Annotated in this window: 15 protein-coding genes and 1 riboswitch; of the genes, 8 read left to right on the forward strand and 7 right to left on the reverse strand. The window is 71.9% G+C overall.

Features of this window, described 5'->3' with window-relative positions:
* The first annotated feature begins 29 nt into the window (after positions 1 to 29).
* The 4 genes from AB0B86_RS03370 to AB0B86_RS03385 all read left to right on the forward strand — a co-directional run bounded on the left by AB0B86_RS03370 (position 30) and on the right by AB0B86_RS03385 (position 5262).
* Complete coding sequence (locus AB0B86_RS03370; RefSeq protein WP_357415092.1) at positions 30 to 1907, forward strand: M14 family metallopeptidase; 1878 nt, start codon at positions 30 to 32, stop codon at positions 1905 to 1907.
* 178 nt (positions 1908 to 2085) lie between these two features.
* A riboswitch (cobalamin riboswitch) is annotated at positions 2086 to 2150 on the forward strand.
* A gap of 112 nt (positions 2151 to 2262) precedes the next feature.
* Positions 2263 to 3192, forward strand: coding sequence for an ABC transporter substrate-binding protein (locus tag AB0B86_RS03375; protein ID WP_357404674.1), 930 nt, complete (start codon positions 2263 to 2265; stop codon positions 3190 to 3192).
* A gap of 184 nt (positions 3193 to 3376) precedes the next feature.
* Positions 3377 to 4405, forward strand: coding sequence for an iron ABC transporter permease (locus tag AB0B86_RS03380; RefSeq protein WP_357404921.1), 1029 nt, complete (start codon positions 3377 to 3379; stop codon positions 4403 to 4405).
* Positions 4402 to 5262 carry an ABC transporter ATP-binding protein gene (locus tag AB0B86_RS03385; protein ID WP_357415094.1) on the forward strand — a complete coding sequence of 287 codons (861 nt, stop codon included), beginning with the start codon at positions 4402 to 4404 and terminating at the stop codon, positions 5260 to 5262. Before AB0B86_RS03380 ends, AB0B86_RS03385 begins: the two co-directional genes overlap by 4 nt.
* A 218-nt stretch (positions 5263 to 5480) precedes the next feature.
* On the opposite strand, the gene AB0B86_RS03390 is transcribed toward AB0B86_RS03385, so the two are convergent.
* The 5 genes from AB0B86_RS03390 to AB0B86_RS03410 all read right to left on the reverse strand — a co-directional run bounded on the left by AB0B86_RS03390 (position 5481) and on the right by AB0B86_RS03410 (position 8974).
* On the reverse strand, positions 5481 to 6245 hold the full coding sequence (locus AB0B86_RS03390) for a VOC family protein (RefSeq protein ID WP_357404670.1): 765 nt from the start codon (positions 6243 to 6245) through the stop codon (positions 5481 to 5483).
* A 96-nt stretch (positions 6246 to 6341) separates the two neighbouring features.
* Positions 6342 to 7079, reverse strand: coding sequence for an ABC transporter permease (locus tag AB0B86_RS03395; RefSeq protein WP_357404668.1), 738 nt, complete (start codon positions 7077 to 7079; stop codon positions 6342 to 6344).
* Positions 7080 to 7089: 10 nt separating this feature from the next.
* A complete protein-coding gene (locus tag AB0B86_RS03400) occupies positions 7090 to 8031 on the reverse strand; it encodes an ABC transporter ATP-binding protein (protein ID WP_357404666.1) in 942 nt (313 codons plus the stop codon).
* Positions 8028 to 8339 (reverse strand): transcriptional regulator, encoded by a 312-nt coding sequence (locus AB0B86_RS03405; protein WP_357415096.1) that lies wholly within the window; start codon positions 8337 to 8339, stop codon positions 8028 to 8030. Before AB0B86_RS03405 ends, AB0B86_RS03400 begins: the two co-directional genes overlap by 4 nt.
* Positions 8336 to 8974 carry a transporter gene (locus AB0B86_RS03410; protein ID WP_357404664.1) on the reverse strand — a complete coding sequence of 213 codons (639 nt, stop codon included), beginning with the start codon at positions 8972 to 8974 and terminating at the stop codon, positions 8336 to 8338. The genes AB0B86_RS03405 and AB0B86_RS03410 overlap by 4 nt, the downstream gene beginning before the upstream one ends.
* A 275-nt stretch (positions 8975 to 9249) precedes the next feature.
* Here AB0B86_RS03410 and AB0B86_RS03415 point away from each other — a divergent pair, with 275 nt between their 5' ends.
* Positions 9250 to 9864 (forward strand): hypothetical protein, encoded by a 615-nt coding sequence (locus AB0B86_RS03415; RefSeq protein WP_357404663.1) that lies wholly within the window; start codon positions 9250 to 9252, stop codon positions 9862 to 9864.
* Positions 9865 to 9885: 21 nt separating this feature from the next.
* Here AB0B86_RS03415 and AB0B86_RS03420 read toward each other — a convergent pair whose 3' ends face one another.
* Together AB0B86_RS03420 and AB0B86_RS03425 are read right to left on the reverse strand one after the other, a co-directional pair.
* Positions 9886 to 12096 carry an AAA family ATPase gene (locus AB0B86_RS03420; protein ID WP_357415098.1) on the reverse strand — a complete coding sequence of 737 codons (2211 nt, stop codon included), beginning with the start codon at positions 12094 to 12096 and terminating at the stop codon, positions 9886 to 9888.
* Between the two features lie 753 nt (positions 12097 to 12849).
* Complete coding sequence (locus AB0B86_RS03425) at positions 12850 to 14100, reverse strand: DUF222 domain-containing protein (protein WP_357404659.1); 1251 nt, start codon at positions 14098 to 14100, stop codon at positions 12850 to 12852.
* A gap of 240 nt (positions 14101 to 14340) precedes the next feature.
* Here AB0B86_RS03425 and AB0B86_RS03430 point away from each other — a divergent pair, with 240 nt between their 5' ends.
* The 3 genes from AB0B86_RS03430 to AB0B86_RS03440 are packed head-to-tail and all read left to right on the forward strand — an operon-like array spanning position 14341 to position 17161.
* Complete coding sequence (locus tag AB0B86_RS03430; protein ID WP_357404657.1) at positions 14341 to 14925, forward strand: helix-turn-helix domain-containing protein; 585 nt, start codon at positions 14341 to 14343, stop codon at positions 14923 to 14925.
* 44 nt (positions 14926 to 14969) lie between these two features.
* Positions 14970 to 16358, forward strand: a complete 1389-nt coding sequence (locus AB0B86_RS03435; RefSeq protein WP_357415100.1) for an MFS transporter — start codon at positions 14970 to 14972, stop codon at positions 16356 to 16358.
* Complete coding sequence (locus AB0B86_RS03440; RefSeq protein ID WP_357404653.1) at positions 16310 to 17161, forward strand: menaquinone biosynthesis protein; 852 nt, start codon at positions 16310 to 16312, stop codon at positions 17159 to 17161. Before AB0B86_RS03435 ends, AB0B86_RS03440 begins: the two co-directional genes overlap by 49 nt.
* Positions 17162 to 17175: the final 14 nt, after the last annotated feature.

The raw sequence follows: 17175 nt of genomic DNA on the forward strand, positions 1-17175 counted from the left end.
GGATCTCCCGCCCATCGAGGAGGTAGTCCATGGCCCTCCGCACGCCCATCCCCCTCCGCCGCGTCCTGGTACTCGCCGTCGTCACCGGGCTGGGACTCGTCACCGTCGCCGCCGGGCCGGTCGCCGCCCGACCGGCACCCGACCGCAGCACCGAGCCGGTCGCCGCCGCCTACCGGGTGCTCGGGCCCCGCACCCTCGCCGACCGCAACGCGGTGGCCCGCACCGGCGCCGCCATCGACTACTCCGAACACGGCGTCCTGCACATCTCGGCCACCGCCGGTGAGGCCGCCGCGATCAGCAAGCTCGGCTTTCGGCTCGAACCCCTGGCGCCACCGCCCAACGCCGAGCGCGGCGCCGGCGAGATCGGCACCACGGCCTTCCCGCCCGCCGACTCCAACTACCACGACTACGCCGAACTGACGGCCGTCGTGAACCAGGTGGTCGCCGACCATCCGGCGATCGCCCGCAAGATCAGCATCGGTTCGTCGTACGAGGGCCGCGACCTGATGGCGGTGAAGATCTCCGACAACGTCGGCACCGACGAGAGCGAACCGGAGATCCTGTTCAACTCCCAGCAGCACGCCCGCGAGCACCTGACCGTCGAGATGGCGATCTACCTGCTCAACCTCTTCACCGACAGCTACGGCAACGACTCCCGGATCACAGGCATCGTCAACAGCCGGGAGATCTGGATCGTGCCGACGGTCAACCCGGACGGCAGCGAATACGACATCGCCACCGGCTCGTACCGGTCCTGGCGCAAGAACCGGCAGCCCAACAGCGGTTCGTCGAACGTCGGCACCGACCTGAACCGCAACTGGGGCTACAACTGGGGCTGCTGCGGCGGCTCGTCCGGCAGCACCTCGTCGGAGACCTACCGCGGCCCGTCGGCGTTCTCCGCCCCCGAGACGCAGGCACTGCGCAACTTCGTCAACGGCCGGGTGGTCGGCGGTGTGCAGCAGATCAAGGCGAACATCGACTTCCACACGTACTCGCAGTTGGTGCTCTGGCCGTACGGCTACACCACGGCGAACACCGCGACCGGGATGAGCGCCGACCAGTACAACACCTTCGCCACCATCGGTCAGCAGATGGCAGCCACCAACAGCTACACCCCGGAGCAGTCGAGCGACCTCTACATCACCGACGGGGACAGCCTCGACTGGATGTGGGCCACCCACAACATCTGGGCGTACACCTTCGAGATGTACCCCGGCTCGTCCGGTGGCGGCGGCTTCTACCCGCCGGACGAGGTGATCACTGCGCAGACCACCCGTAACCGCGAGGCCGTGCTGCTGCTCAGTGAGTACGCCGACTGCCCGTACCGGGCGATCGGCAAGCAGGCGCAGTACTGCGGCGGTGGTGGCGGCACCACTGTCTGGTCGGACACCTTCGAGACCGCCACCGGTTGGACCATCAACCCGTCCGGCACCGACACCGCCACCCTCGGCGCGTTCGAGAGGGGTGCCGCCCAGGCGACCACGTCCTCCGGTGCCAAGCAGCTCACCCCGTACGCCGGGTCCAACGACCTGGTCACCGGCCGGCTCGCCGGCTCGGCAGCCGGTGACTACGACCTCGACGGCGGCGTGACGAGCGCCCGGTCCCCGGCGGTGACCCTGCCCTCGTCCGGGACGCTCACCCTCTCCCTGGCCTGGTACCTGGCACACGGGTCGAACGCCTCGTCGGCGGACTACCTGCGGGTGAGCGTGGTGCACAACGGCGGCACCACAGCGCTGCTCACCCAGGCCGGCGCGGCGACCAACCGCAACGGCAGTTGGGCGGTGGCCAACCTCAACCTCAGCCCGTACGCCGGCCAGTCGGTCCGCATCCTCGTTGAGGCGGCGGACGCCTCCGGAGCCAGTCTCGTGGAGGCCGCTGTGGACAACGTCACCATCACGTCCTCCTGATCGGGTGGGGCCCCGTTCCGCCCCCGACGGGGCCCCACCACCCCCTCCCGAGCCCGCAGATCCGGGACATATGCCGCCCGGTGGCTGCCCGGGCCGATCGACAAGCGGCGATCAGAGCTTGATCGATCCGGCACGTCCTCGCGGTGCGCTACCGTCTTAGCGACCAGTCCGCAGCGAAGCCGGTGCGAAATCCGGCGCTGTCCCGCAACTGTGATGCCCCACCGTCGGTGGGGACGAGCCAGGTCGCCTGCGGACCGGTCGCGAAACGCGCTCTCGAGGAAGGGCGCCTCGTGGGCGGGCGTACGAAAGTCCCTGTCGGCGAAGCACCACACTCCTCGACCGACAGGAGGCCCCCATGTTCAGACGTACCCCTCGGCTCCTCGCCGCGACCCTCGCGGTCGCCGCGCTCGGCCTCGGCGCCTGCGCCGAGAAGGCCGACGACAAGCCCAGTGCCGGCACCGCGGCGGCCGCGTACCCGGTGACGGTCGGCGCGCTCACTCTCGACAAGCGCCCCGAGAAGATCGTCGTGCTGTCGCCGAGCGCCACCGAGATGCTCTTCGCGATCGGTGCCGGCCCGCAGGTGACCGCCGTCGACGACCAGTCGACCTATCCGGCCGACGCGCCGAAGACCGACCTCTCCGCCTTCCAGCCGAACGCCGAGGCGATCGCCGGTAAGAACCCGGACCTCGTGGTGCTCTCCGACGACCGCAACAAGATCGTCGACCAGCTCACCACGCTGAAGATCCCGGTCTACCGCACCCCGGCGGCGACCACCCTCGACGACTCGTACCAACAGATCGCCGAGCTGGGCACGCTTACCGGGCACGCCGACCAGGCCACCGACGTGGTGACCCGGATGAAGGACGACATCGCCAAGCTGGTCAAGGACCTGCCACAGCGCGCCGAGAAGCTCACCTACTTCCACGAGCTGGGTCCCGAGCTGTACAGCGCGACAAGCAAGACCTTCATCGGCTCGCTCTACAGCCAGGCCGGCCTGACGAACATCGCCGACCCGGCCGACGCGGACGGCAAGAGCGCCGGCTACCCGCAGTTGTCCCAGGAGTTCATCGTCAAGGCCGACCCGGACTTCGTCTTCCTGGCCGACGCCAGGTGCTGCCAGCAGAACGCCGACACGGTCAAGGCCCGCAGCGGCTGGGCCGGCCTCACCGCCGTCAAGAACAACCAGGTGGTCGCGCTTGACGACGACATCGCCTCCCGGTGGGGTCCGCGCGTCGTGGACCTGCTCCGGGTGATCATCGACGCGGTCGCCAAGGTGCCCGCGTGAGCGTCGCGGCCAAGTGAGCGGATCACGACAGGTGTCCGAACCGGTACCAACCGCTCGGCCGGCCGGGACCCCACCGGCGGGCACGCCCACTGCAACGCCGACGGTTGGGGTGCCCGGTCGAGCGCCGTCTTCCGTGGCCCGGCCGACCGGGCTGCCGTCGGTGGCCCGACCGGCCGGGCTGCGGATGCGCTGGCTGGTCGCCGGGGTGTTCGCGGTGCTCGTCGCGCTCGTCGTCGGGGTGTCGCTCGGCCCGGTGAGCCTGCCCCCGGGCAGCGTCGCCGCCGAGCTGCTCAACCTGATCCCCGGGGTGCACCTGGACAGTGGGCTGACCGAGCGGGAGATCGCGATCGTCACCGAGCTGCGGCTGCCCCGGGTGGTGCTGGGCCTGGTCGTCGGCGGCCTGCTCGCCATGGCCGGTGGGTGCTACCAGGGTGTGTTCCGCAACCCGCTCGCCGACCCGTACCTGCTCGGGGTGGCCGCGGGCGCCGGCCTCGCGGTCACCGCGGCGATCGCCCTCGGCGGCGCCGGTCGGGATGGCACGCTCTCCGGGTTGCCGATGACGATCCCGCTTGCCGCGTTCGCCGGATCGCTGCTTGCCGTCACGATGACCTACGTGCTCGGCGCGGCCGGCGGGCGACGCGGGTCACCCGCGATGCTGATCCTGGCCGGGGTGGCGGTCTCCGCGTTCCTCTCCGCCGGGCAGACGTACCTGCTGCAACGACACGCCGACACCATCCAGCCGGTCTACTCCTGGCTGCTCGGTCGGCTGGCCACCGCCGGTTGGCACGACGTGCTGCTGGTGCTGCCGTACGCCGCGCTGACCACAGTGGTGGTGCTGCTGCACCGGCGGGAGCTGGACGTCCTCGCGGTCGGTGACGACGAGGCGAGGAGTCTGGGGCTGCATCCGCAGCGCACCCGGTACCTGCTGATCGCCGCCGCCTCCCTGGGCACCGCGGCGGCGGTCTCCGCGACCGGGCTGATCGGCTTCGTCGGCATCATCGTGCCGCACACCGTCCGGCTGCTCGCCGGATCGAGCTACCGGGTGATCCTGCCGATGTCGCTGCTGTTCGGCGGAGCGTTCCTGGCGCTTACCGACGTGGTGGCCCGCACCGCCGCCGCCCCCTCCGAGGTGCCGATCGGAGTGGTGACCGCACTACTTGGCGGCCCGTTCTTCGTGCTCGTGCTGCGAACCGCCCGCCGGGTGCTCACATGAGCGCCGAACCCACCGCCGGCCCGTCCGCCGGCCCGTCCGCCGGCGCCCGGCCGGCCGACCGCGACCTGCCGGCCGTCGAGGTACGCGGGCTGCACGTCAGCCTGGCCGGCACGCCGATCCTTACCGGCGTCGACCTGACCGTCGCCGTCGGCGAATGGGTCACCGTGATCGGCCCGAACGGCGCCGGCAAGTCGACACTGCTGCGCGCCGTCGGCGGCCTGCTGCCCGCGCCAGGGGCGATCACCCTGTTCGGTACGGCGAGCGCCGCCCTGCGCCGCCGGGACCGCGCCCGGGTGGTGGCCACTGTGGCGCAGTCCCCGGTGGTGCCGCCCGGCATGTCGGTGCTTGATTACGTGCTGCTCGGGCGCACCCCGTACATCCCGGCGCTGGGCCGGGAGTCGACGGCCGACGTCGACGCCGCGTACGACGTACTGACGCGGTTGGACCTGACCGGCTTCCAGCACCGCGAACTGGCCACCCTCTCCGGGGGCGAACGGCAGCGGGTGTTCCTCGCCCGGGCGCTCGCCCAGGGCGCGACGCTGCTGCTGCTCGACGAGCCGACAAGCGCGCTCGACATCGGTCACCAGCAGGAGGTGCTGGAGCTGATCGACCAGTTGCGCCGCGAGCACTGCCTGACCGTCCTCGCCACGATGCACGACCTCTCCCTGGCCGGCGAGTACGCCGACCGGATGGTCATGCTCGCCGACGGCAAGGTGGTGGCCGCCGGAACCCCGGCCGAGGTGCTCACCGAGCACCTGCTCGCCACCCACTACCGGGCCAGCGTGCGGGTCGTCCCCGGCACCCACGGTCCGCTTGTGGTCCCCGTCCGCCCCGCTCGCCCTGCTGCCCGGGGGTGAGCGAATAGGGCGGGGGCCACGCAAGATCGCCCTCGATGCAGGAACGAGTGGCCTACCAGCGCACGGAGACCACTGCATCGTGGATCGAGCGCGATCTTGCCCGGCGGAGACCACTGCATCCTGGATCGAGCGCGATCCCTGGCGCGCGCTGACCACTACATCCGGCATCGAGCACGATCTTGCCCCGGCGTCTCCAGGTGTGCGCAGGTTTGGGCCGGTCAGCTGCCCAGGTCGATGACGGAGAAGAGGGCGCCCTGCGGGTCGCGCAGTGCCGCGAACCGGCCGGCCGGGACGTTCCGGGGTGGCACGAGGATCGTCCCGCCCAGCTCGGCGGCGCGGGCCGCGGCGGCGTCCGCGTCGGTCACCGCGAAGTACACGGTCCAGTAGGCGGGTAGGTCAGCCGGAAAGTCGTCGGCCAACGGCGGCATCATCCCGGCGACGATCTGCGTCCCGAGCCGCCACCCGGTGTACGTCATCCCGCCCACCGCCTGGTCGTCGGGCTGCCAGCCGAACACCAGCTCGTAGAAGACCTTCGCGCCCTCGGGGTCGGGGGTGACCAACTCGTTCCAGCTCATCGCGCCCGGCACGTTGAACACCTCGGCGCCGGGCATCGTCAGTGGCTGCCAGACGCTGAACGTGGCGCCCGCCGGGTCGGCGAAGACCGCCATCCAGCCTCGGTCGAAGACCTCGAACGGCGGCACCACCACCTGCCCGCCGGCCCGTTCGACACGGCCGGCGACCAGTTCGGCGTCGTCGGTGGCGAGGTACGTCGACCAGATGGGCACCTGGTCCGGGATCGCCGGCGGTCCGGCCCCGGCGACCGCCTTGCCGTCGAGCAGGAAGACCGTGTAGCCGCCCGCCTCGGGCTCCGGGGTGACCCGGCCGGTCCAACCGAACAGCTCCGGGTAGAAGCGCCGCGCGTCGGTCAGGTCGGGGGTGGCCAGGTCGGCCCAGCAGGGCGTACCCGGCGGGACGGTGCTCACGGTCAAAGACCCCTCTCGGCCCGGGCGGCCACGGCGACCCCCTGCCGGAATCCTGGCACCGTCCCGCTGCGGCGCGGGGCGGAAATGGACGAATCGTCAGCTGAACCGGCGACCCTCGTCCCGTCGGTACGCCCAGGCGGCGAGCGCGGCGAGCAGCACCACCCAGACACCGAGCATGATCATTGCCAGTGGCTCGACGGGGTAGTCACCGACCGCCGACCACATCAGTTCGGCCGCCCCCCGGGTGGGCAGGAACGGTGCGATCGTCTCGATGAACCCGGGCGCCTCTCCCGGCGCGGAGAGCAGCCCGCCGCCGAACGCGAGCGGCAGGAAGACCACCTGGGCCACCACGATCGCGGCCTTGCTCGGCAGCGAGTAGCCGATGGCCAGGCCCATCAGCGTGAACGGCACCGAGATGACGGCCACCGTGACGGCGGTCAGCAGGAACGCCGCCGGGGTGATCCGGGCCGCGGTGAGCGTCGCGCCGATGACCACCACCGGAATCAGTGAGAGGTACGTGAGTGCCAGACCGGCAAGCACCCGGCCGGCGAAGCGGGGCGCCGACCCGGCCGGCAGGGTCCGGGTGTACGGGTTCCACGGCTGGTCGCGGTCCTCGGCGACGCCGACCCCGTACTGGAAGATGTTGGCGCTCATCACCGAGAAGGTGACCATCGACGCGGTGGCGAAGGTGGCACCGGCCGAGTCGTCGCCGGCGAACGGCACCACGAAGAAGATCATGGCGGCGGCCGGGAAGAAGGCGCTGCCGACAACGGCCACCGGGATCCGGATGATCTCCAGGAGTTGGTAGCGGGCGTGGACCAGGGCGAGCTGCACGGTGGCCTCCTCAGAGGGTGGTGGATAGGCCGCCGGCAGCGGCGGTGGCGGGCTGGCCCTGGTTTGTCGGTTGCTCTCCGCCGGGCGTGTCCCCGCTGGTGATGGCGAGGAACGCCTCCTCGAGCGAGGTCGGCCGTACCTCCAGGTCGGTGAACCTGGTCCCGGCCGTGACCAGCGCGCGGACCAGCTCGTCGGCGTCGGTGGTGAGCAGGTGCAGCCGCCCGTCGACGCGTTCACTACGAACGACCCCGGGCAGGTCGGGGAGGTCGTCGGTGACGAGGCTGACCCGGCGTACGCCGACGATGCCGCGTACCGCGTCCACAGTGTCGTCGGCGAGCACCCGGCCCTGCCCGATGACGACCACCCGGTGGGCCAGCGCCTCCACCTCCTCCAGGTAGTGGCTGCTCAGCAGCACTGTGCCGCCGTCGGCGTGGAACGCGCGGATCGCCTCCCACAGGGTGTGCCGGGCGGCCACGTCCAGTCCGGTGGTCGGTTCGTCGAGCAGCACCAGGCGGGGCCGGCCGACGAACGCCAGCGCCACCGCCAGCCGACGGCGCTGCCCACCGGAGAGCCCACCGGTCTGCCGTCGGGCCAGCTCGCCCAGACCGAAGCGGTCGAGCAACTCCGCGCGGGGGACCGGGTCCGGGTAGTGCGCGGAGACGAAGTCCACGACCTCACCGACGCGCAGCGTGCCCGGCAGGCCGGTCTCCTGTGGAGTGACCCCGATCTGCCGGCGGCTCGCCGGGTCGCGGGGGTCCTGGCCGAACAGTTCGACCCGCCCCGAGGTGGGACGGCGCAGGCCGACGAGCAGGTTCATCAGGGTGCTCTTGCCGGCACCGTTGGGCCCGAGCAGGCCGACCAGCTCACCGGCCCGGACTTCCAGGTCGACGCGGTCGAGGGCGAGGACGTCGCCGTACCGGCGGCTGGCCTGGTCGGCGCGGAGGAGGGTCATGACTGCTCCTTTGACGGGGTGGGGTCGAGCAGGGCGCGGATCGCTTCGGTGTACTCCTCGAACGCCAACCGGCCGCGCCGGCTGAGCTGGACCAGGGTCGCCGGTGTACGCCCACGGTGGGTCTTGCTGATCTCCACGTAGCCGGCCTCCTCGAGCTTGCGCAGGTGCACGGAGAGGTTGCCGGCGGTCATCTCCAGCAGTTCCTGCAAGCGCGGGAACGCGATCCGATCGCCGTCGCCGAGGGCGGAGAGGCTGGCGACCACCCGCAGTCGGGCCTGCGCGTGGATGACCGGATCCAGTTCGGTCACGGGCGCGTACGCTGTCGCCGTCGGGCGAGTGCGCCGGCGACCAGGATCCCCCCGCCGCCGGCCACCGCGACGACAAGTGCGTGCCAGCCCGGACCGGCCAGTGCGCCGACCAGGTTGATCACGCTGATCCAGACGCCCAGCCGGAACAGGTCCCGGTCCAACCAGACCGCCCCGCCGGCCATGTGCAGCGCGCCGGTCAGTCCGACGGCGGTGGCCGACCAGAGTAGTGCCGCCAGGTCGTGTGGCAGGTGCTCGGAGATCTGGCCGAGCCCGGCGTAGATGCTTACCGAACCCAGACCCCAGGCGCACCCGTACCAGCGGCCACGCCGGGCGGAGTCACCGATCACCTGACCGTAGGCGCGGGTGCTGACCACCGCCTGGATCGCGCCGGCGACCACGAGCAGCGTGAAGAGAACCGTCAGCGGCAGCCAGGTGGGCAGGGCGAGCAGTTCCCGGTCGCCGGGTGGGAACCGCAGGAAGAACAGCCCGAAACCGACGAGCCAGGCGATTCCCCACGGCCAGTAGAGCATGCGGGCGTCGGGGTCGAGCCGGCGTACCGTCGCCGACCGCTGGTCTTCGATCAGTCGGAGCGCCGCCGCGGCGTCGGTCGGCGGCAGATCGTCGTCTGGGTTCACGCAAACTACTTTACGGGACAAAGTCGAGACGGGTTGCCCCGTACTCGCGGGCGGGTCCCCGGTCGCGGCGGTCAGTGCCTATGGTGGTGAGTCGTAGCGACTGATCCGTCGCACAGGCCACAGGGGAGGATCCGTGTCGAGCCCGAGGGAGCTCTCGGTCCCAGCCGGAGGCGCTGACCGCGCCACCCGGGGACGCGAACTGGTGGGCGTGGTGACCGCCGACGCACCCGACGGCAGTCGCCCGGCCGACGATCGCCCGGGCTGGTGCTGAGCCGATGTCCGAGGTGATCTACCAGGAACGACTCAACCAACTCGTCGAGCCGGGCGAACGAGTCCTCGCCATCGCGAAGACGTCGATCGCGCAGGGTGTCCTGCCGGCGGATCCTCCGGTCGAGGTGAGCCCGGAGTCGTCGTCAAAGATCAGTCGGCGCGGCGTCGCCCTCGGGGCACTGCTCAACCTGGTCTCGCCGCTGATCTCCTTCTCGGCCGGGGACCGGATCGTCGACCGCGTCGCCTACGGGGTCGCCGGGCGAGGTGCACCGGGCTCGGCCGCGTCCACCCTGCGATACTCCCGGCGTCCAGTGCCACCGGTGACCACAATCGACGACACCATCCTCGCCGTCACCGACCGGCGGTTGCTCGTGTGCGCGTCCGGTCCGCTGAAGCTCTGGTCGAGCCAGGCCGACGACGATCGGGCGGCAGCCGAGACCCAGGTGGTCTGGTCAGCGCCCCGGTCCGCGGTGGCGGACGCGCGGGTGGGCTGGCACCGGCTCAACCCGAAGCGACTCCGAATCGAGTTCACCGACGGCTCCTGGTTGGCGTTCGTCGTGCCGATCGCCGAGCCGGGCAAGCCGCTACGCGGGATCGCCTCGGCCCTGACGACCCGCTAGCCCAGACCCCGCACGGGCCGGTCAGCCGTTGGCGGTCGCTGGGCTGGTCACCACGTGTGTGGTCAGCAGCGGGGCCGGAAGCGGCTCGTGGTGCAGCACCGCCAATCGGGACACCGCCCGGGTGAGTACCACGTACAACCGGTGCAGCCCGCGCGGCTCGGCCGCGACGATCGCGGCCGGCTCGACCACCACCACGTGGTCGTACTCCAGGCCCTTGACGAGCGTCGCGGGCACCACGGTGACCCGCTCCGCGGTCGCCACGTCGTCGGCGGTCGCGGTCGCGACACCGGCGTCGGCAAGCGCCGCGCGCAGCCCGTCGACAGCGTCGTCCGCGGCGATCACCCCGACCGAGCCGTCGTGGGCGAGCGCCGCCCGCACCTCCGCCACCGTCTCCGCGACCAGGTCGGTCACGGTACGCACGTCCAGCCCGCCGTCGTGGCGCAGCGACTCGGCCAGCGGTACGTCCACCGCGAGCGCCGGCAGCAGCAGGTTCGCGAACGCGACCACAGCTGCGGGCACCCGGAACCCGACAGTCAACGGGACCACCACGGCGTCCGGTTTGCCCAGGTGGACGAGGGATTCCCGCCAGTCCGTCGCGGCCCACGGCGCGGTGCCCTGGGCGAGGTCGCCGAGGAGGGTGACCGAGCCGTGCTCGCTGCGCCGGGCGATGGCCCGACACTGCATCGGGGAGAGGTCCTGCGCCTCGTCCACCACCACATGCCCGAAGCCGGAGGGCCGTTCCAACAGCCCGGCCGCCTCGTCGATCAACACGGCGTCGGCGGCGGTCCACCGGGTCGCCTTCGCGGTGCGGGCCGGCTTCGCCCAGCTCAGCAGCGCCTGCTCGTCCTCACTGAGCAGCCCGTCCGCCGCCGCGGCGAGCCGGGCCGGGTCGGCGAGCAGACCGTGCACCAGCCCTTCCGGGGTGAGTACCGGCCAGACCGCGTCCAGGAGGTCGACCACCGGTCGGCAGCGGCCCATCCGACGCAACCAGGCATCGCTCGGCGACTCCGCCCGCCGTGCCTCGGCCTGTCGTTGCAGCAGGCTCACCACTCTGGCGCGGACCCGCTCCCGACCGGTGCCGTACGGCAGCCCTTCCCGGCGGGTCTCCTCGATGATCCGGTGCAGCGGCTCCAGCCCGATCCGCCACCGGAAAGAGCCGTCGGACACGGTGATCGACTCGGTCGGTGTGGCGATCTGCGCCTGTACCGCGCGCCGCAACACCTCGGCCATCCGCACGTCATGCTTGAGCGCGGCGACCGCCGGCGCCTCGACCGCCCGGACCGGCACCCGCGAGATCAAATCCTCGACGGTGGCCTGCTCGACCTCCACCTCACCGAGCGCCGGCAGCACCGCCGCGATGTACGACAGGAACGCCCGGTTCGGCCCGACGATCAACACACCCGCCCGACGCAACCGCTCCCGGTGCAGGTAGAGCAGGTACGCGGCCCGGTGCAGGCCGACAGCCGTCTTCCCGGTGCCCGGCGCGCCCTGCACGCAGATCGAGTCGGCGAGGTCGGCCCGGACCAACTCGTCCTGCTCCGGCTGAATCGTGGCCACGATGTCCCGCATCGGCCCGACGCGCGGTCGCTCGATCTCGGCGGTGAGGATCCGACTTGTCGTACCGAGCTCTTCGCCCCGATCGAGCCGCTCATCCTCGAAACTGGTCAACACCCCGTTGCTGAACCCGAACCGTCGCCGGACCGCCACTCCCTGCGGGTCCCGAGCGCTGGCCTGGTAGAACGACCGCGAGACCGGGGCTCGCCAGTCCAACACCAACGGCTCGCCACGGTCGTCGGCGACATGCCGCCTCCCCACGTGGTACCGCCGACCGTCATGATCCGAACTGCGCACACCCGCGTCGGGATCCCCGTCGCCGGCCCTGCTCCCGGTGCTGCCGGTGGCGGTGCTGCCATGGGTGGTGCTGCCGTGCGTGGTGCGGCTGCCACCGGTGCTCCCGCTGCTGGTGTCGGTGCTCGTGCCGTCGGGGTCTGTGGACTCGGCGAAGTCGAGACGGCCGAAGAACAGGGGCGTCGTCGGGTCGTCGGCCAGCTCGGCTACGCGGCGGGCCAGGGTGCGGCCGAGGGTCTCCGCCGCGTACGCATCGCCGGCCACCTGGTCACCGGTGGCGAAGAGGGCTTCGGCCCGGTCCCGCATTCGCCGCAGCGCGGCTCGCGATGCTGCCAGGTGTGCGCGTTCGGCGGACAGATCGGTGTCGAGGTCAAGTGCGGGCATGCTGACGTCCTATCGTTCACATCTGCTGCGCGCTCGCGTGTCCGGGGGCGGATGGCCGCCCGCCCGGCGCGATGACGTCCGTTCCGGTGCAGCTCACCTCGGCCGTCAAGCGGGCTGCAACCCTACGCTCTCAAGCCCGTCTGATCCACCGAATTACCCACGCAACCATCCGTAGGAGAGGGCGTGGCCGGGCGCGGCGCACGAAAGTGGGCGTGTCGTCGGGCAGTAACGCGGTGGGCGTCTCACCGGGTACGGCGGTGCGGCGCAGTGGCTGCCCGGTGCGGTGGTTGCGCGCTGCGTGCGTTGCGCGCTGCGTGCCCTGCGTGCGCTGCGTGCCCTGCGTGCCCTGCGTGCCCTGCGTGCCCTGCGTGCGCTGCGTGCCCTGCGTGCGCTGCGTGCGCTGCGTGCCCTGCGTGCGCTGCGTGCGCTGCGTGCCCTGCGTGCGTGGCGCGCTGGCTTGGCGTGGTGCGGTGCGCGGTGTTGTGCGGTGCGGTGCGCGGTGTTGTGCGGTGCGGTGCGGTGCCCGGTGCGGTGCGGTGCGGTGCGGTGCGGTGCGGTGCGTGGGGCGTGCGGTCCGTGGTGTGGCGCGGCGCAGTGCGCGATACCAGGCGGTTGGCACGCCCGGACAGGCAGGCTGCTGGCCGTGGAAGCACCTCCATACGAGTACGCCGGCCATCCCTGCCCGGACGTCATCGGTCGGGCCCGTGTGGTTGATCTCGCTCTCGGCTGGCGGCGGCATGTGTGCGCCGGGTATCAGCAGCGCCGGTGATAGAGGTTGCGGCGTGGTGTGCGCAGGGGGTCGAGCCAGCTGGGCGGGAGAAATTCCGGCCCGCCATCGGGCCCGATGCGGACGGTCCAGTCGCCACGATGGACGAACCGGTGGTGGTAGCCGCAGAGCAGCACGGCATTGCCCAGCGCTGTCGTCCCACCGTCGGCCCAGTGCCGGACATGGTGACCGTCGCACCATCGCGGCGGCCGATCACAGCCAGGGAAGGCGCAACCGCCGTCGCGTAGCACGAGCGCACGCCTCAGCGGGCCGGTGAAGAGCCGGCGTTGGCGACCGACGTCCAGGACCTGACTGTTGCCGCCCAGCACAGCCGGCAACAGGTTGGCGTCGCAGGCGAGGCGACGGACCGCACCCGGCGTGAGGCGGGCTCCGGTCTCCAATGTGCCGGCGCGTACGCCGTTGACCAGATCGTCGAGCGACACGGTCACCACGAGTTGCGGCCGGTCTCCGCCGCTGTCGGGCAGCTGACCCGTGCGCAGCGCCAACCGACAGATCTCGCCCAGCGCGTCGGCGCGGCGCTGACCTGGACTGCGGTCATCGTGCTCACCGGCCGGGGCGCAGAGCGGGTCGATCGCCTCACGTAGCAGGCTTGCGGTTTCGGTGTCGAGGTTGCCGCTGAGGCGTACCTGACCGTTTTGTTGCTCGGAGAGCGTGACGTGCCGGCGGGCCTCGGCCCGCTCGGTGGCCCGTTGGAGAGCCTTCAGCTCAGCCTGGTCGGCGAGATCCGGTGCGACGTGCGTGAGGACGCGCTCGCCGAGCCGGCTCAGGATGGTCGGGTCGAACCGGTCGGCCCAAGCGACCAGGAGTTGGGTGGCCTTGTCCGCCACCTCCGGGCCGGCCTCCACCGGGAGGGCGGCAATCGTCTCGGCCACCACTCGACCCTGCTCGACGGTGATGGCGCCGCTGAGCAGCGCGTCGCGCACCGCTGCTGGCGCGGCATCGACGGTGGTGGCGAGCTGGACCAGTTGGCGCGCGGAACGACCGGAGAGTCGGAGCCGCTCCCGCAGCCAGACGGCGGTGGACGAAGCGCCCTGGGTGACCGCCAGGCCACGGCCGTCCACCTCGCGGATCAGCCCGAGCTGAATGGTGGCCAACCGCTGCGCCAACACCTGGGTCGCATCGAGTGCGGCGAGCAGCTCGGCGTCGGAGAGCCCCCAGAGAGCAGTCTCGGCGCAGTCGTCCACCGCACCGCCGAGCTGCGCCAACGCCCTCAACATGACACCACAATAGAACTGGTGTACGACACTTTCGGGGGGCCGGCCAGCACGGAATGGAACCGGATTCGTCGATCTTTGAGCGCACAGATCACGTCGCGCCGGGTCAGCGCCGCGCCGGGCCAGCACTGCGCCGGCCAGCGCCGCGCTGAGCAGCCCACCAGCCCGGGTGGCGACGCCGGGTGGAACGGGTCGAACATGGGGGTGATGGCAGGTTGGGGAGCCTGCCGGGATCATGGGTTCATGACCGAGGCTCGGCCCGATTCGCGCCGGACGGCGATCAGTGATCCGCAGGTGATGCGGGCGCTGGCCCATCCGGCCCGGATAGCCCTCATGGAATACCTGGCTGCCCGCGATGGTGGCGGCACTGCCACCGAGTGCGCGGAGGTGGTCGGGCTGTCGCCGAGCGCGACCAGTTACCACCTGCGGGAGTTGGCGAAGTTCGGCCTGGTCGAGCAGGCGCCGAGCCGGGGGGACGCGCGCGAGCGGGTGTGGCGCGTGCGGAGTGCCGGTTTGCGCGTCGACGCGGGACGCGACGCCGGGCCTGCGGCGCGTGCGGCCGAGCAGGCGGTGGTGGAGGCGTACGCGGCTCGTGCCATGGAGCGGGTTCGGGACTGGTCGCGGCGCGCTGGGGACGAGCCCGCCGAGTGGTACGACAACGCGCTGTTCAACGACACGCTGCTGCTGCTGACGGCCGAAGAGTTGGCGGGGCTGAACGAGGCGGTCCTGGCGTTGCTGCGGCCCTACCAGGCGCGACGACGCGAGGCCGATCCGCCGCAGGGCGCGCGCACTGTCGCTGTGCAATACCGGACGGTGCCGCTGGCGTAGCCGGGGGATTGCGCTGGGCAGTTGTGAAGGATTATTTTCGAAGTATGTCCTTCGCATCTGAGGAGTCGCGCTGGTCCGACGTCTGGCTTGCCGCCACCGCTCGGGGCACCACGATCTGCGGCGACTTCCTCGCCGCCACGGCGTTGGCGCTTGCCCTGCAGGGCGCCGGAGCCGGCGGGCTCGCCGTGTCGGGGCTGCTTCTGGCGGCCACCCTGCCCCTGGTGGTGCTCGCCCCGCTTGCTGGCCGGGTCGCCGACCGGGTGGACAGTCGTACCCTGCTGGTGACCATCGGCCTGCTCCAGGCCGCGGTCTGCGCGCTCCTCGCCGTCGTCGAGCGCCCGGTCCTCGTGGTGGGGCTCGTCGCCCTCCTGGCCTGCGGGCTCGCGGTGACCCAACCCTGCCTGGCAGCGCTCCTGCCGGCGATGGTCCGTCCGGCCGACCTGCCACGCGCGAGCGCGATCAGCCAGACCGCGCTCTCGCTCGGCGCGCTCGGCGGCCCGGTGCTGGCCGGGCTGCTGGTCGGGCAGTTCGGCACCCGCGTACCCCTGCTTCTCGATGCCGCTACCTACCTGGCGCTCGTGGTCGCGGGCCTGCGGCTGCGGACTCGGCGCGGAGGTCGCGGGCCCGTCGCCGTGCCGGGCCGGACCGTCCCCGGCGGCACGGCAGACCCGGTGGGCACGGCTGTCGTCTGGCGGCTGCGCCAGGACCCGCTGATGCTCCTCATGGTGGTTAGCACCGCCGTGGTGATCGCGGCGATCGGCTGCATCAACGTGGTCGAGGTCTTCTTCATCCGGGAGACGCTGGGCGGATCAGCCACCACGTACGGTCTGGTCACCGCCGCGTGGATGGCCGGCATGCTGCCCGGCGCCTGGCTCGCCGCGCGGGTCGCCAACCGGCTCGACGACGACGGCGCGTTGGTACGCGGGGTGCTGGCCACCCTCGGCGTGTGCAGCCTGATGGTGCTGCTCGCCTCGACGGTGCCGGGGGCGTTCCTTCTGGTGCCGCTCTGGCTGGTGGGCGGCGCGGCCAACGGTGGCGACAACGTCTTCGCCAACCTGCTCACCACTCGGCGGGTCCCGGAGGCGGTGCGCGCCCGGGCGTACGCCAGCTACGGCGCGGCGGTCCAGGGTGGTTCGATTGTCGGGTTTCTCGGCGGCGGGGCGTTGCTCACTGCCGTCGCGCCGCGCCCACTGATCGCCGGTGCCGGAGTGTTAGGGCTGCTTGTGGTGCTGCTGTTCGTGCCGGTCGCGGCCGTGGCGGTGCGACGCCGGCGGCCGGTAGCGCCGGACCGGGGACAGCCGCCGACGACCAGGCCCGATGGGGGCTTTGCCACTCCGGGGCGACCCGCCGAGCCGGATCCGGAGGCCGGGGATACGGTCGGGTCATGGCTGAGCGCATCGCACGCCCGCGGGTCGGGCACATCCAATTCCTGAACTGCCTGCCGATCTACTGGGGTCTGATGCGCTCCGGGGCCCTGCTCGACGTCGACCTGCAGAAAGATTCGCCGGACCTGCTGAGCGCGGCGCTGGTCGCCGGTGACCTCGACATCGGCCCGATCACCCTGCTGGAATACCTGAAGCACGCCGACGAGCTGCTCCTGCTGCCGGACCTGGCGGTGGGCAGTGACGGGCCGGTGCTCTCGGTCAACATGGTCTCCACCCGGCCTCTCGCCGAGCTGGACGGCGCCCGGGTGGCGCTCGGCTCGACCTCGCGGACCGGCGTGATGACGGCGCAGTTGCTGCTCGCCGAGCGGTACGACGTGCGGCCCGAATACTTCCGTTGCCCACCGGACCTGACGCAGATGCTGCTGGAGGCCGACGCCGCGGTGCTGATCGGGGACGTGGCGCTGCGGGCGTACTACGAGGCGCCGCAGCGCGGCCTCATCGTCACCGATCTCGGGCAGGCGTGGCGGGAGTGGACCGGTCTGCCGATGGTCTTCGCCGTCTGGGCGGTCCGTCGCGATTTTGCCGCCGCCCACCCGGGTCTGGTCAAGGAGGTACACGAGGCGTTCCTGCGCTCGCGGGACCTCTGCCTGGCCGAGCTGGACCAGGTCGCCGAGGCCGCGGCCCGCTGGGAGACGTTCGACGCGGCGACGCTCGCCACGTACTTCCGGACCCTGGACTTCTCCCTTGGTGACCGGCAGGTCGCCGGGCTGCGCGAGTGGGCCCGGCGGGCCACCGCGATCGGCGAGGCCCCGGCACTGCCGGACGGCGGCCCCGAGTTCTTCGCCGGCTGAGCGCCGGGGCGGCG

The organism is Micromonospora sp. NPDC049047 (assembly GCF_040649135.1).
In the GTDB taxonomy this organism is placed as follows: Bacteria; Actinomycetota; Actinomycetes; order Mycobacteriales; family Micromonosporaceae; genus Micromonospora.

What these genes read in the sequence shown, in the direction of transcription:
- AB0B86_RS03370 (WP_357415092.1), top strand. Translation starts at nt 30, where the DNA reads ATGGCCCTCCGCACGCCCATCCCCCTCCGCCGCGTCCTGGTACTCGCC.
- AB0B86_RS03430 (WP_357404657.1), top strand. Translation starts at nt 14,341, where the DNA reads ATGACCGAGGCTCGGCCCGATTCGCGCCGGACGGCGATCAGTGATCCG.
- AB0B86_RS03440 (WP_357404653.1), top strand. Translation starts at nt 16,310, where the DNA reads ATGGCTGAGCGCATCGCACGCCCGCGGGTCGGGCACATCCAATTCCTG.
- AB0B86_RS03385 (WP_357415094.1), top strand. Translation starts at nt 4,402, where the DNA reads ATGAGCGCCGAACCCACCGCCGGCCCGTCCGCCGGCCCGTCCGCCGGC.
- AB0B86_RS03380 (WP_357404921.1), top strand. Translation starts at nt 3,377, where the DNA reads ATGCGCTGGCTGGTCGCCGGGGTGTTCGCGGTGCTCGTCGCGCTCGTC.
- AB0B86_RS03400 (WP_357404666.1), bottom strand. Translation starts at nt 8,031, where the DNA reads ATGACCCTCCTCCGCGCCGACCAGGCCAGCCGCCGGTACGGCGACGTC.
- AB0B86_RS03425 (WP_357404659.1), bottom strand. Translation starts at nt 14,100, where the DNA reads ATGTTGAGGGCGTTGGCGCAGCTCGGCGGTGCGGTGGACGACTGCGCC.
- AB0B86_RS03415 (WP_357404663.1), top strand. Translation starts at nt 9,250, where the DNA reads ATGTCCGAGGTGATCTACCAGGAACGACTCAACCAACTCGTCGAGCCG.
- AB0B86_RS03375 (WP_357404674.1), top strand. Translation starts at nt 2,263, where the DNA reads ATGTTCAGACGTACCCCTCGGCTCCTCGCCGCGACCCTCGCGGTCGCC.
- AB0B86_RS03420 (WP_357415098.1), bottom strand. Translation starts at nt 12,096, where the DNA reads ATGCCCGCACTTGACCTCGACACCGATCTGTCCGCCGAACGCGCACAC.
- AB0B86_RS03435 (WP_357415100.1), top strand. Translation starts at nt 14,970, where the DNA reads ATGTCCTTCGCATCTGAGGAGTCGCGCTGGTCCGACGTCTGGCTTGCC.